This is a genomic window from Sphingomonas zeicaulis (genome assembly GCF_050433225.1).
GTDB classification, from domain to species: Bacteria; Pseudomonadota; Alphaproteobacteria; order Sphingomonadales; family Sphingomonadaceae; genus Sphingomonas_D; species Sphingomonas_D zeicaulis.
Map to the genome: position 1 here is coordinate 1,061,571 of NZ_JBNPXQ010000001.1, position 13,213 is coordinate 1,074,783.

Annotated in this window: 14 protein-coding genes; 10 read left to right on the top strand and 4 right to left on the bottom strand. The window is 66.6% G+C overall.

The window, feature by feature from the left end; all coding sequences use genetic code 11:
• Positions 1-28 precede the first annotated feature (28 nt).
• The 10 genes from FHS96_RS05105 to FHS96_RS05150 are packed head-to-tail and all read left to right on the top strand — an operon-like array spanning position 29 to position 9,321.
• On the top strand, positions 29-1,108 hold the full coding sequence (locus FHS96_RS05105; protein ID WP_429588371.1) for a DUF475 domain-containing protein: 1,080 nt from the start codon (positions 29-31) through the stop codon (positions 1,106-1,108).
• Positions 1,109-1,139: 31 nt separating this feature from the next.
• Positions 1,140-1,718 (top strand): TerD family protein, encoded by a 579-nt coding sequence (locus FHS96_RS05110; protein ID WP_429588373.1) that lies wholly within the window; start codon positions 1,140-1,142, stop codon positions 1,716-1,718.
• A 33-nt stretch (positions 1,719-1,751) separates the two neighbouring features.
• On the top strand, positions 1,752-2,327 hold the full coding sequence (locus FHS96_RS05115) for a TerD family protein (RefSeq protein WP_429588375.1): 576 nt from the start codon (positions 1,752-1,754) through the stop codon (positions 2,325-2,327).
• An 18-nt stretch (positions 2,328-2,345) separates the two neighbouring features.
• Positions 2,346-3,431, top strand: coding sequence for an ATP-grasp domain-containing protein (locus tag FHS96_RS05120; RefSeq protein ID WP_429588376.1), 1,086 nt, complete (start codon positions 2,346-2,348; stop codon positions 3,429-3,431).
• The gene (locus FHS96_RS05125) at positions 3,424-4,611 is read left to right on the top strand and encodes a trypsin-like peptidase domain-containing protein (protein WP_429588378.1); all 1,188 of its coding nucleotides are present in this window, start codon (positions 3,424-3,426) and stop codon (positions 4,609-4,611) included. The genes FHS96_RS05120 and FHS96_RS05125 overlap by 8 nt, the downstream gene beginning before the upstream one ends.
• A gap of 8 nt (positions 4,612-4,619) precedes the next feature.
• Positions 4,620-5,771, top strand: a complete 1,152-nt coding sequence (locus FHS96_RS05130) for a phosphoribosyltransferase domain-containing protein (protein ID WP_429588380.1) — start codon at positions 4,620-4,622, stop codon at positions 5,769-5,771.
• A complete protein-coding gene (locus FHS96_RS05135) occupies positions 5,768-6,520 on the top strand; it encodes an HAD family hydrolase (RefSeq protein WP_429588381.1) in 753 nt (250 codons plus the stop codon). The genes FHS96_RS05130 and FHS96_RS05135 overlap by 4 nt, the downstream gene beginning before the upstream one ends.
• Position 6,521: 1 nt before the next feature.
• Positions 6,522-7,601: a cysteine protease StiP family protein gene (locus FHS96_RS05140; RefSeq protein WP_429588383.1), complete on the top strand. Its 1,080-nt coding sequence runs from the start codon at positions 6,522-6,524 to the stop codon at positions 7,599-7,601.
• A 4-nt stretch (positions 7,602-7,605) separates the two neighbouring features.
• Positions 7,606-8,535, top strand: coding sequence for an HpcH/HpaI aldolase/citrate lyase family protein (locus FHS96_RS05145; protein WP_429588385.1), 930 nt, complete (start codon positions 7,606-7,608; stop codon positions 8,533-8,535).
• A 33-nt stretch (positions 8,536-8,568) separates the two neighbouring features.
• A complete protein-coding gene (locus tag FHS96_RS05150; RefSeq protein ID WP_429588386.1) occupies positions 8,569-9,321 on the top strand; it encodes an AIM24 family protein in 753 nt (250 codons plus the stop codon).
• Positions 9,322-9,501: 180 nt separating this feature from the next.
• On the opposite strand, the gene FHS96_RS05155 is transcribed toward FHS96_RS05150, so the two are convergent.
• Genes FHS96_RS05155 through dapF form a run of 4 tightly spaced genes read right to left on the bottom strand, consistent with a single transcriptional unit; the run spans position 9,502 to position 13,119 of the window.
• Positions 9,502-10,128 carry a septation protein A gene (locus FHS96_RS05155; RefSeq protein ID WP_429588388.1) on the bottom strand — a complete coding sequence of 209 codons (627 nt, stop codon included), beginning with the start codon at positions 10,126-10,128 and terminating at the stop codon, positions 9,502-9,504.
• An 11-nt stretch (positions 10,129-10,139) separates the two neighbouring features.
• Positions 10,140-11,066 (bottom strand): signal recognition particle-docking protein FtsY, encoded by a 927-nt coding sequence (gene ftsY, locus FHS96_RS05160; RefSeq protein WP_429588389.1) that lies wholly within the window; start codon positions 11,064-11,066, stop codon positions 10,140-10,142.
• A complete protein-coding gene (gene mtaB, locus FHS96_RS05165; protein ID WP_429588390.1) occupies positions 11,063-12,313 on the bottom strand; it encodes a tRNA (N(6)-L-threonylcarbamoyladenosine(37)-C(2))-methylthiotransferase MtaB in 1,251 nt (416 codons plus the stop codon). Before mtaB ends, ftsY begins: the two co-directional genes overlap by 4 nt.
• On the bottom strand, positions 12,310-13,119 hold the full coding sequence (gene dapF / locus FHS96_RS05170; protein ID WP_429588391.1) for a diaminopimelate epimerase: 810 nt from the start codon (positions 13,117-13,119) through the stop codon (positions 12,310-12,312). The genes mtaB and dapF overlap by 4 nt, the downstream gene beginning before the upstream one ends.
• Between the last annotated feature and the right edge of the window lie 94 nt (positions 13,120-13,213).

Consider the following 13,213-nt stretch of genomic DNA (forward strand, 5'->3'; position numbering starts at 1 on the left):
ACGCATCGCGGGGAACAAGGGGAAACGCGTGTTCTGGAAATATTATAAGGGCTCGCTGCTCTTCACGGCGGTCTGCCTCGCGCTCGGCGCATGGCTGGGCTGGGAACTGACCGGCACCATACCCGGTACGCTGGGCATCATTTGGATCGTGCTGATCCTCGGTGTGCTCGAAGTGTCGCTGTCGTTCGACAACGCGGTGGTCAACGCCACGGTGCTGCGTGACATGGACGACAAATGGCGCCATCGCTTCCTCACCTGGGGTATCGCGATCGCCGTTTTCGGCATGCGCATCATCTTCCCGCTCGCGATCGTCGCGATCGCCGCGCGGCTCGATCCGATCTCGGCGGTCAAGCTGGCGGCCGGCAATCCGCAGGAATATGAGCGGATCATCACCAGCGCGCATGTCGGCATCGCCGGCTTCGGCGGCGCGTTCCTCGGCATGGTCGGCCTGAAGTTCTTCTTCGATGCCGACAAGGATGTGCACTGGATCGCAGTGATCGAATCGCAGCTGGCCAAGCTGTCGAGCGTCCAGTCGGTCGAGATCGCGATCGTCCTGCTGTTCATGTACGGCGTGTCGACCATCCTGCCCGAAAGCGATGCGGTGACTTACCTGGTTTCCGGCATCTTCGGCATCGTCGTGTTCATCGGCGTCGAGGCGATCGGCTCGCTCCTGGAGGGTGAGGAAGACGAATTGACCGGGGCGGTCGCGCGCTCGGGCTTCGCCTCTTTCCTCTATCTGGAAGTGCTCGACGCCTCCTTCTCGTTCGACGGCGTGATCGGTGCGTTCGCGCTCTCCAACAACCTGTTCATCATCGCGCTCGGCCTCGGCATCGGTGCGATGTTCGTCCGTTCGATGACTGTGATGCTGGTCGATCGCGGCACGCTCGCGCAGTATCGCTTCCTTGAGCATGGCGCCTTCTGGGCGATCATCGCGCTCGCGGTGATCATGCTGCTCTCGGCATCCGAACGCTTCCATATTCCTGAAACGGTCACCGGTCTGATCGGCGCGGTGTTCATCGGTCTCTCCTTCTGGTGGTCGGTGCGGCACAACCGCCTCCACCCTGAGGATGCCGAGGGCATCGATCTCACCGCCGACAAGGCACATTGAGAACAGATCTGAGCCAAGAGGAGCATCAACTATGTCCATCAGCCTGTCCAAGGGCGGCAATGTCAGCCTGTCGAAGGAAGAGCCGGGCCTCAGCAAGATCCTGATCGGTCTCGGCTGGGATGTCCGCTCGACCGACGGCGCCGACTTCGACCTCGATGCCAGCGCCTTCCTGCTCAAGACCGATGGCCGAGTGCGTTCGGATGCGGACTTCATCTTCTACAACCAGCTCAAGTCCACCGATGGCTCGGTCGAGCACACCGGCGACAATCGCACGGGCGAGGGCGATGGCGACGACGAATCGCTGAAGGTCGAACTGACCCGCGTGCCGGCGGATATCGACAAGGTCGCGGTCGCGGTGACCATCCATGATGGCGAGAACAAGCGTCAGAATTTCGGCATGGTGCAGAACGCCTTCATCCGCGTCGTCAACGATGCCACCGGCCGCGAGATCGCGCGCTACGACCTGACGGAAGACGCGTCGGTCGAAACCGCGATGATCTTCGGAGAAGTCTATCGCCACAATGGCGAGTGGAAGTTCCGCGCGGTCGGCCAGGGCTATCAGGGCGGCCTCGGCCCGCTCGCCCGCAACTATGGTGTGAATGTCGGCTGAGCCGGCGCGTAATTCGGAGAGAGGAGTAAACTTATGGCGGTTTCACTTTCAAAGGGCGGCAATGTCAGCCTGTCCAAGGAGGCGCCGGGCCTCACGACCGTCAAGGTCGGCCTGGGCTGGGATACGCGCGTCACCGACGGCAGCGCGTTCGATCTCGATGCGAGCGTGTTCATTCTGAACGCCGAGGGCAAGGTGCGCTCGGACGCCGACTTCATCTTCTACAATAACAAGAGCGGCGCCGGCGGGGCGGTCGAGCATCAGGGTGACAATACCACGGGCGAGGGCGCCGGTGACGACGAGGTGGTGATCGTCGGGCTGAGCAAGCTCCCCGCCGACGTTACCAAGCTCGCCTTTTCGGTCACCATTCACGACGCCGATGCGCGCAAGCAGAACTTCGGCATGGTCTCCAACGCCTATATCCGCGTGCTGAACAATGATGGCGGCACCGAGATCGCGCGCTACGACCTGTCGGAAGACGCCTCGACCGAGACCGCGATGATCTTCGGAGAGCTCTATCGCAACGGCGATGAGTGGAAGTTCAAGGCGATCGGCCAGGGCTTCGCCGGCGGCCTTGGGCCGCTCGCCAAGTCCTTCGGCGTCAACATCTGATCGGCAAGCGGACGCTCGGTGGCAACAGTCTGGTACAATCACGGCTACTCCAGCGTCCGTGACGCACTCATCATGATCCGGGAAGGCGCGCGCGATGCGGGCCTTCCCCTTCATCCCGACCCCGCCGGCCTGCGGCTGATCGCGTCGCATCGCGATGCGCAGGCCGCGGTGCTCGACGCCGCCGATCTGGCGCTGATCGAGCCCCGCTTCAATCGCGATACGGAGGACGGGGCGGCTGCGTTTGTCGCCTGGTGCCTCGACATCTGCCGCGTCCATGACGTCGACCTGTTCGTGCCGCAGAACGGCCGCGCGCTGATCGCGACCCATGCGGAAGCGTTCGCCGCGATCGGCACGCGCGTGTCCGTGCCCGCATCGTCCGAGATGCTGGCGCTGATCGAGGACAAGGCGGCGTTCTACGAGGCCGCGCTGGAGGTGGGGCTGCCGATGCCGCTGACCATCGAGGTGCGCGACGCTACCGGTTTCGATGCCGCGGTTGCGGAAGTCCGCGCCGCCGGACTCAACCCCTGCGTCAAGCCGCCCGAGGGTGTCTTCGGCGCGGGTTTCTGGATGCTCGACGACGGGTGTGACCTGTTCTCGACATTGATGAACCCCGAAGGCCATGTCATCGCGACCGAGGTCGTCCATCGCGCCCTTGCGGAGCCTGGGCTCGGCAAGCGGCTGCTGGTGATGGAGCATCTTGCCGGCGTTGAATGGAGCCTCGACTGCGTCTGCCGCGACGGCGAACTGATCGTCGGCGTCGCGCGCCGCAAGGAAGGGCGCGCCCAGCGGCTGGAGACCGACGGGCCGGCGTTCGAGATCGGCCGCCGTGCGATCGCCGCCTTCGGCCTTTCGGGGCTGATCAACCTGCAATGTCGTGCCGCGCGCATCGACGACAGCGATCCGCGGCTGCTGGAAATCAACACGCGGATGAGCGGCGGCTGCGCCTATACGCGCTTTGCCGGTGTCCGCCTGCCGTGGTGCCACGTCGCCACCGAACTTGGCTTGATTGCGCAGGAAGATATTCCGGAGCCGGAGCCAGGCGCTTTGGTCGCGGCGATCGGCGATGCCGTGCTGATCGCCGACCGGACGACCGTCCATGGCTGAACTCACCGCCGGCCAGCGGGTGCCGCTGGGCGCCGATGCGGTCGAGATCAACGTCTCGGGGGCGGGGCTGGATCGCTACGCCCGCCATCTCGGCGCGGTGCTGATCGCGCTCGATGCCAACCGGCGCGTGCCCGAAAGCTTCCGCCCGATGGACAGCGGCGCACGCGAGATGCGCCCCGGCGCGAGCTTCGTCGAGGGCGGTGCGCTGCGCATCGACCTGAAGGCGCTGCCAGGCGAGGTCGACCGGCTGATGCTGGTACTGCACATCCTCGGCGGCATCGGTGCCGGCGTCACCCTGCGTGACCTGCAGAGCATCACCACCACGATCGCGGATTATCGCTTCCCGCTCGACACCACCAATCGCGGCGAAGCCTCGGTGATCCTCGTCGAGATCTATCGCCGCAACGGCGAATGGCGCCTGTCCGCCAACGGGCAGGGCTTCGTCGGCGGCATCGGCGCGGTCGCTTCCTCGCTCAACATCGACATTCCCGTGACCTATCCCGATGGTGTGCAAGATATTGCACCGTCACCGGGCGGGCATGACCGGCCGCCGCCGGGCAGCAAATTCTCCGGTAGCGGCTTCGCGGTCGACAGCCGCCACGTGCTGACTAACGCGCATGTCGTTGATGGCGCGCGCACCGTGTCGATCGCGTCGGAAAAGCTGACGAGCCCGGCCGAGGTGGTGTTCGTCGACACCCGCAACGATATCGCACTGCTGCGCGTCGAGCGTGACCTGCCCGCCGTGGCGCGCTTCCGTTTCGCGCTCGACCTCCATCTCGGCGAGGACATCGTCGTCGTTGGTTTTCCGCTGCAGGGGCTGCTCGGATCGGGGCCGCAGGCGACCGCCGGCAATGTTTCCTCATTATGCGGGATGGGCAATGACAGCAGCGTGATGCAGTTTACGGCGCCGACCGCCAGCGGAAATAGCGGGGGGCCGATCCTCGACATGGCCGGGCTGGTCGTCGGGCAGGTTCACAGTTCGCTGAACATTGAGCGGATCCGCCAGGGCGGCGTGAACGCGGAAAATGTCAATTTCGGATCGAAGGCACCCATGTTGCGGACTTTTCTTGCCACCAACGATGTCGGCTGCACCGTTTCTGACGACAGCGCGCAGCGCAACCGTGCGGACATCGTGCGTGAGGCGCGCACCTATATCTATCTCGTGAAGTGCGAGGCGTGAGCGCGACGATGGCCGCCAGCCCCGCTTCCCTTTCGGACACTATCTCGATCGCGCTGACCAGCGGCACGCTCAACGCGCGGATCGATCGGGCGCACTGGCCGCTGGAGGCGCTGTGCGACTTCGCCGCGCGTGACAATCCGCGCCGCGCCTTCCTCGTCGTCTCGCGACTGCTCGGCCGCCATATTCCGGCGAAGCCCTCGACGATGCGCGCGAGCACTCGCGACCTCGCCGGGCTACTGGAAGCGGATCTGCCGGGCCCGGTGCTGGTCGTCGGCCTCGCCGAGACCGCGGTGTGCCTGGGGCAGAGCGCGTATGAGGATTATGTCGGCCTTACCGGGCGCAACGACGTCGCCTTCATCCATTCGACGCGGCAGGAACTGGACCATCCCTTGCTCTGCCGTTTCGAGGAGCCGCACAGCCACGCCTCGACCCACCTGATCTACGCGCCTGAATGGGGGGAGGGGCTCACCGCGCGCTTCCGCTCGCTGATCCTGGTGGATGACGAAGTTTCGACCGGCACGACCTTGGTCAACCTCGCCACCGCGCTCGCCGAAAAACTGCCAGCGCTGGAAGCGGTGCGCGTCGCGACGCTCGCCGACTGGACGGGGAGCATCGACTGGCTTGCGCGGATGCCGGCGCCAGCGCGCTGCGCCAGCCTGCTCGCCGGCAAGCTGGAATGGCGGGCCGGTGCGCCGCTGCCGCCCGAGACGGCGACCGACACGTTTGATCGCGCGGCGCTGGCGCTGGGCGCGATGGCGCGGCACCATAACTTCGGGCGGCTCGGCCGCACCGATACCGCGGTCGATGTCGAAGCCATCACCGCCGGCCTCGATCTGCCGCCGGCCACGCGCATCCGCGTGATTGCCACCGGCGAATTCACCTATCCGCCCTTCCGCCTCGCCGAGGCTCTGGAGGCGATGGGGCATGACGTGGTCATGCAGTCAACGACGCGCAGTCCGGCGCGGATCGATGGCGCGATCCGCAGCCGCCTGCGCTTCTCCGACAATTACGGGACCGCCGTGCCGAACCACATCTACAATGTCGATCTGGACGACCCGCGAGTGACGATCATTTGCCATGAGACGCCGGAAGGCAGCGTCGATCCCGAACTGGTAAAGACGCTGGACGCGATCACGATCGACTTCGGGGCGCGGGCATGAGGGCGATCACGCTCGTCGACCTCGACGACACTTTGTTCCAGACGATGCGCAAGCGCCCCATCGACGTGGCCGAGGCAGACATGACGCCAATCGGTTACGCGCGTGATGGATCGCCGCTGAGCTATGCGACGCCGCGCCAGATGAACTTCATCCGCTGGCTGCTCGATTCGACACTGTTCGTGCCGGTCACCGCGCGCGGGCTGGAGGCGCTGCGCCGCGTAAAGCTCGATTATCGCGCCGCGGTCTGCGCGCATGGCGGCGTTGTGCTGGGTGACGATGGCGAGCCCGATCCGGTGTGGGCCGAGACGATTTCCGAGGCGGCGGCGCTCCATGCCGAGCCGCTGGCGCTGGTCGCCGAGGCGATCGACGCCGCCGCCACCGCCGCCGGCCACCGCCTCAACGTGCGCGTGCTGACCGAGGACAATGTCGGCGGTCTCTATGTGCTGGTGAAGCATCCCGCCTCCGACGATGAAGCGCTGCACAATGCGGCGCGGGCGGCGGCGCATGCTGTGCCTTCCGGCTGGACGACGCACATCAACGGCAACAATGTCGCGCTGATGCCACCCTTTCTCGGCAAGAAGCAGGCGGTTGCGCACATGCTGCCGGCGCTGCGCGAGCGACATCCCGACCTGCCCGTGATCGGCATCGGCGACAGCCTGACCGATGCCCCGTTCATGGCGCTGTGCGATTTCGCGATGACCCCCACCGGTTCCCAGCTTGCGGCGGCAACGCCCTTCGCGCGGAGCTGAGATGGTCGGCTTTCCGGGCAGCTATGATCCAGCCGACGTCACCTTCCTGATGAAGCCGGTCGCGCTCGCGCCGACTGACATCGACACCAAGGAGCGCCTGATCCAGTCGGGCCGCCGCCATTATTCGGAGATGCTTTCGGCCGAAAGCCTCCCCGATCCGATCTATATCGAGCTTTACCAGGCGGCGCTGGCGCGCAATGGCGCGCGGCTCGCCGCCGATGTCGCCGGGCTGGCGCTGGCGCTGGCAGAGCGCGCCGGGGATGGCCGTGAGGTGGTGATCGTTTCGCTCGCGCGCGCCGGTACTCCGATCGGCGCATTGCTCGCCCGCGCGTTGCGTCGGCAGGGGCGATCGGCGCCGCACTATTCGGTGAGCATCATCCGCGATCGCGGCATCGACCGGGTTGCGCTGGCGCATATCGCCAGCCGGCACGCGCCCGAGGACATCGTCTTCGTCGATGGCTGGACGGGGAAGGGCGCGATCTCCACCGAATTGCAGGCCTGCCTCGCCGAACGTCCGTTCGGCGTCGCGCCTTTCCTGACCGTGATCGCCGACCCTGCCGGCCGCGCCGATCTCGCCGCGACCGAGGATGATTATCTGATCGCCTCGGGGCTGCTCAACGCGATCGTCTCCGGCCTCGTCAGCCGCTCGATCCTCAACGACAGCGTGGTCGGGCCGGGCGATTTCCACGCCTGCGTCACCTATCCGCACTTCGCACCGCATGATGTGACCCGCGCCTTCATCGAGACGATCGACGCGCTCGCCACCGAAGTCGTGCCGACGCTCGACCCGCGTGACGATGCGCAGCGGGCCGAAACCGCGGCGGCGTGCGACGCGCTGGTCGAGACGCTGATGGCGCGCCTCGGCATCGCCGACCGCAACCGGGTTAAGCCCGGCATCGCCGAGGCGACCCGCGCGGTGCTGCGGCGCGTGCCCGACCGACTGTTCGTCCGCGACCCAGCGGATCCCGATGTCGCCCACCTCATCCACCTCGCCGGCGGCCGCGGCGTACCCGTCGATCGACTCGATCCCGATTGCCGGTTCCGCGCTGTCGCCATCATCAAATCCCTCGGATCGGAGTAGCAGGATGAACGGTCTTCCCACGGTCGATCCGATCGCGCTGGGCGCGACGCTGTATGTGCCTGCCACGCGTGACGATCTCGGCGAGGTCGCCAGCGGTCATCGCCATCCGACATTGCGCTCGGCGGTGCTGTGCCTTGAGGATTCGGTGCGCGAGGATGAGCTGCCGTTTGCGCTGCGCCGGCTTGCCACGATGCTCGCCGCCTTGCGGCCGCGCGAGGAGCAGCCGTCCCGGCCGCTGCTGTTCGTCCGCCCGCGCGACGCGGCGATGCTGGGTGAGATCGCGGCGATGGCGGGCATCGAGCAGGTCGACGGTTTCGTCATCCCCAAGGCCACCGCTGACACGATGCCGCGCTATCTCGCCGCGCTCGGCCATCACGACCACCATCTGCTGATGCCGACCCTGGAAACGCGCGAGGTGTTCGACCAGGCCGAGATGCGTCGCCTCCGCGAGCAGTTGCTGGCGATCCCCGAACGCGTGCTTGCGATCCGCATCGGCGGCAATGACCTGTTGCAGACTGTGGGTGCGCGGCGATCTCCGGTGCGCACCGCCTATGACGGGCCGCTGGGCAGCACCATCGTCAGTCTCGTTGCCACCTTCGCGCCCTGGGGTTTTGCGCTGAGTGCGCCGGTGTTCGAGGGCTTCGGCAACACTGCGCTGCTCCGCGAGGAGCTCGAGCGCGACATTGAACACGGGTTGCTGACCAAGACCGCGATTCACCCGGCGCAGATCGGGCCGATCCACGAAGCCTATCAGGTGACCACCGACGAACTGGTCGAGGCGACCGCGATGCTCTCGCGGGACAGCCGCGCGGTGTTCGCCAGCCAGGCGACGATGTGCGAGCCGGCGACACATGGTCGCTGGGCCTCGACGATCCTGCGCCGCGCCGACTGTTTCGGCCTGCGCCACGCGATCGAGGTGCCGCGCACCGCCTGATTCTGAACCAATCCGAGTAGCAGGAGAGTCCAGATGTCCGACTATCGTACCAAGATCGATGAAAAGGTTGGCCGCGGCGCGCGCTTCGAACTCTATCAGTTCAAGCGCAAGAGCTATTCGCTGGGCCTCGGCGGCGAGGGCGCGACCTATTATGGCGGTGAACCGATCACCGTCCGCCAGCTCCGCATCATCCTTGATGGCGGCGCCGCGCTGCTGGAACCGGGTGCGCTGCAATATGCGCATGGCAAGCTGCAGGTCGAAGTCCAGCAGAACGAGCAGGGTGGCTTCTTCGCTCGTGCCGTACGCTCGGCCGGCACCGGCGAATCCGGCTTCGCGACGCGCTACAGCGGCTATGGCGAAGTGTGGAGCGAGCCGACCTCCAAGCAGTTCATCATCGCCGAGATGGATGGCCCTGGCGACGCGCTGATCCTCGACGACAAGGCGTTCTACGCCTGCGAAAGCTCGATCCAGGTCAAGACGCACATGCACAACACGATCTCGGGCGTGCTTTCGGGCAATGGCCTGATGCAGCCCAAGCTGGAAGGCACGGGCGTGTTCGTGGTCGAGGCGCCGGTGCCGGTGGACGAGGTCGAGGCGATCGAACTCGATGGTTCAAAGGAACTCATCGTCGATGGCGACCTGATGATGATGTATTCCGCGTCGCTGCAGGTCGAGCTCCGCCCGCTCGTCCGCGGGCTGCGCAACGCGATGCGCAGCGGCGAGGGACTCGTGTTCGTGTTCCGCGGGCGCGGCACGGTGTGGCTGACGCCGACGATGCGGATCTGATCGGTCGGGCGGGGGCTAGAAAGCGCCTATATGTTCCTCCCCGAGCTTTGCTCGGGGAGGAACATATCCGCTCCGTGCGCTTGCCCTGCGCTGTGAGCATCTGATGGCGCACGTCGCGGGAGAGGGCCGTGATCGCGACTGGCCTGAAGCTGATCGCGCCGTCGCCAGGCTGAGCCCCGCTCAGCCCTCCGGCGGCACCGGGGCCGGCTTGCTCGGGTCGGACATGCCGTTCCTGAGCAGCATCGGGATGTTGACCATCGCGAACAGCAAGGTCAGCGGGATCGCGCCCCACACCTTGAAACCAAGCCAGAAATTGAAGCTGCTGTTGCGCCAGACGATCTCGTTCAGGATCGCCATGGCGACGAAGAAGAAGGTCCAGTTGATCGTCAGCTTGCGCCAGCCTTCCGGGGTCAGCCCCGGATAGGCGCTTTCGAGCAGCATCTTGAGCAGCGGGCGGCCGGTGGCGAGGCCGAAGGCGAGGATCGCGGCGAACATCGAATAGACGATGGTCGGCTTCACCTTGATGAAGGTGTCGTTGTGGAACCACAAGGTCAGCCCGCCGAACACCAGCACCAGCGCGCCCGACATGAACAGCATCGGGGATATCTTGCCGGCCTTGAGCCGTGAATAGATCATCGCCGCGACGGTCGCGACCATGAACACCGCGGTCGCCGCCATGATCCGGCGCAGCGATGCCCAATCGGAAGGCAGCAGGCTGTTGGTGGCGAAGAAGGCGACGATCGGCCCGAAGTCGATCGCCATGCGGCCAAGCGGGCTGACCTGCTTCTCGGATGTGGTCTGGTTCATTTCAATCGTCCTCAGGCGCCGGCGATCGCCGCCGCCGCTTCCTGCGGGTCGAACGGCCGCAGGTCGTCCATGCCCTCGCCAACGCCGATCGCGTGGATCGGCAAGCCATATTTCTCGGCCGCCGCAACCAGAATGCCGCCGCGCGCGGTGCCATCCAGCTTGGTCATCACCAGCCCGGTCACGCCCGCCACTTCCTTGAACACCTCGATCTGCGACATGGCATTCTGGCCGGTCGTCGCATCGAGCACGAGCACCACGTCATGTGGCGCCTCCGGGTTGAGACGGCCGAGCACGCGGCGGATCTTGCTGAGTTCATCCATCAGCCCGGCCTTGTTTTGCAGGCGGCCCGCGGTGTCGACGATCAGCACGTCGATGCCGGTGGCGACGCCCTGCTTCACGCCCTCGAACACCAGGCTGGCCGCGTCGCCGCCTTCCTTGCCCGAGATGATCGGCACGCCCAGCCGCTCAGCCCACACCTTGAGCTGGCCGATCGCGGCGGCGCGGAACGTGTCGCCCGCCACCAGCATCACACCATAATCCTGCTCGATGAAGCGGCGCGCCAGCTTGGCGATCGTCGTCGTCTTGCCCGATCCGTTGACGCCGATCACCAGGATCACCTGCGGGCGCGGGAAGGCGTCGACGTCGAGCGGCTCGGCGACGGGCGTGAGGATGCGCGCGATCTCGTCCGCCACCACCTGCCGCACGCCGGCTTCGTCCAGCCCGCGCTCGAAGCGCTCGGCGGCGAGCCGTTCGCGGATGCGTGCTGCGGTACTCGGGCCGAGGTCGGACGCGATCAGCGCCTCCTCGATCTCGTCCAGCGTCTCGCGGTCGAGCGTGGCCTTGGTGAAGAGGCCGGTCAGATTCTCGCTCAGCCGGTCGGAGGTGCGGCGGAAGCCGCCCAGCAGCCGGTCTTGCCAGGGCTTGATATCGTCGGTCATGCAGCCCTTTCGGCGATCAGCACGTCGTCTTCAACCCGCAGGATGCGAACCGGCTGCACCGAACCGGCCTCGGCGGGGGCGGTAAGCCGGATCCGCGCGAAGTTCGCGGCATGGCCGGTGCGGCCGTCGAGCTCGACCAGTATCGACTGCGTCGAGCCGACGAGACCCGCCAGCCAGCCGCTCCGTCGTGCGGCGGCGGCCGCACGCAGCCGGGCGGCGCGGGCGCGGATCGCATTATGCGCCACCTGCGGCATCCGCGCGGCCGGCGTGCCGGGGCGCGGGGAATAGGGAAAGATATGGCCGAACACGATGTCGCACTCGTCGATCAGCCGCAGCGAATTGTCGAACATCGCCTCATCCTCGGTCGGAAAACCGGCGATCAGGTCCGCGCCGATCGCGATCTCCGGCCGCGCCGCCTTCAGCCGCTCCACAAGCGCGATTGCCTGCGCGCGATCGTGGCGGCGCTTCATCCGCTTGAGGATCATGTCGTCGCCCGCCTGCAGCGAAAGATGGAGATGCGGCATCACCCGCGGCTCATGCGCGATCAGGTCGAACAGCCGGTCGTCGATCTCGACGCTGTCGAGCGAGGAGAGGCGCAGCCGCCGCAGCCCCGGCACATGTTTGAGGATCCGCTCGACCAGCAGGCCGAGGCTCGGTGCGCCAGGCAGATCGGGGCCATAGCTGGTGAGGTCGACGCCGGTCAGCACCACCTCGGCGTGGCCGGCTTGGACCAGCGCGGCGATACGCTCCACCGCGGCGCCGGCCGGCACCGAGCGGCTGTTGCCGCGACCCTGCGGGATCACGCAGAAGGTGCAGCGATGGTCGCAACCGGTCTGCACCTCGACGAAGGCGCGGGCATGTTCGGCGAAGGCGGGGGCGAGATGTGGCGCGGTGGTGCGAACCGCGAAGATGTCGGACACTTGCACGCGATCCTCGCCATTGCGCACGAAGTCGAACGCTGCGCGGTCCAGCTTCTCGGCATTGCCGACGACGCGATCCACCTCGGGCATCGCCGCAAACGCTTGCGGATCGATCTGTGCGCCGCAACCGGTCACGAGGATCCGCGCCTCGGGCCGTGCCCGCCGTGCGCGTCGGATCGCCTTGCGCGCCTGGCGCATCGCTTCCTCGGTCACCGCGCAACTGTTGACGATGACGAGATCGTCCGCATCAGCTGCCAGCGCGCGCATCGCCTCGCTCTCGGCGATGTTCAGCCGGCAGCCGAGCGTGATCAGCTCGGGGCCGCTCATGCGCTGAACGCCGCCAGCTCCGCCTCGCCGCTGAACACATGGGTGGCGGGGCCGGTCATCCGGATCGATTCGCCCTTCGCCCAGCCGATCGAAAGATCGCCGCCGGGCAGCGAGACCGTCACTGGCGAATCGACCAACCCCTGCATCATCGCGATCACGCCGGTCGCGCAGGCGCCGGTGCCGCAGGCGCGGGTGAGGCCGGCGCCCCGTTCCCACACACGCAGGCGCAAACGGCCGCGATCGACGATGGTCGCGACATTGACGTTGATCCGCTCCGGAAACACCGGGTCATGCTCGATCAGCGGCCCAAGCCGGTCGAGCGGCACCGCGTCGCAATCTTCCACGAAGAACACGACATGCGGGTTGCCGACATTGATCGCCCAGGGCTTCTCCAGCGCTTCCCACGCCAGCGGCAGGCCGGCGCTGTGCATCGGGAAGGCAAGGGGGATCTCCTCCCACCCGAAGCGCGGCTCGCCCATGTCGACGCTGATGCCGCCATCGGTGCGGCTGGCATGGAGCAGCCCGGCGGCGGTGGCGATGGTCGCCTCGCCGCCGACAAGCTGCGCGACGCAGCGCGTCGCGTTGCCGCAGGCCGAAACCTCGCTGCCGTCCGCATTGAAGATGCGCATCGCCACATCGGCGTGCGGCGAATTCTCGACGAGGATGAGCTGGTCGCAACCGATGCCGCGATGGCGGTCCGCCATCGCGCGCGCCAGCGCCTCGTCGATCGCGATCGGAGCCTCGCGGCCGTCGATCACGACGAAGTCGTTGCCAAGCCCGTGCATCTTGTGGAACCGCAGCGTCATGGCCGCGATCTAGGGATGCGGCGGGCTGCTGTCCATCTTGTTGCCATTCCCCACGCACTCGTTTATGGGTCCCGGATCGTTCCGCTACGAACGT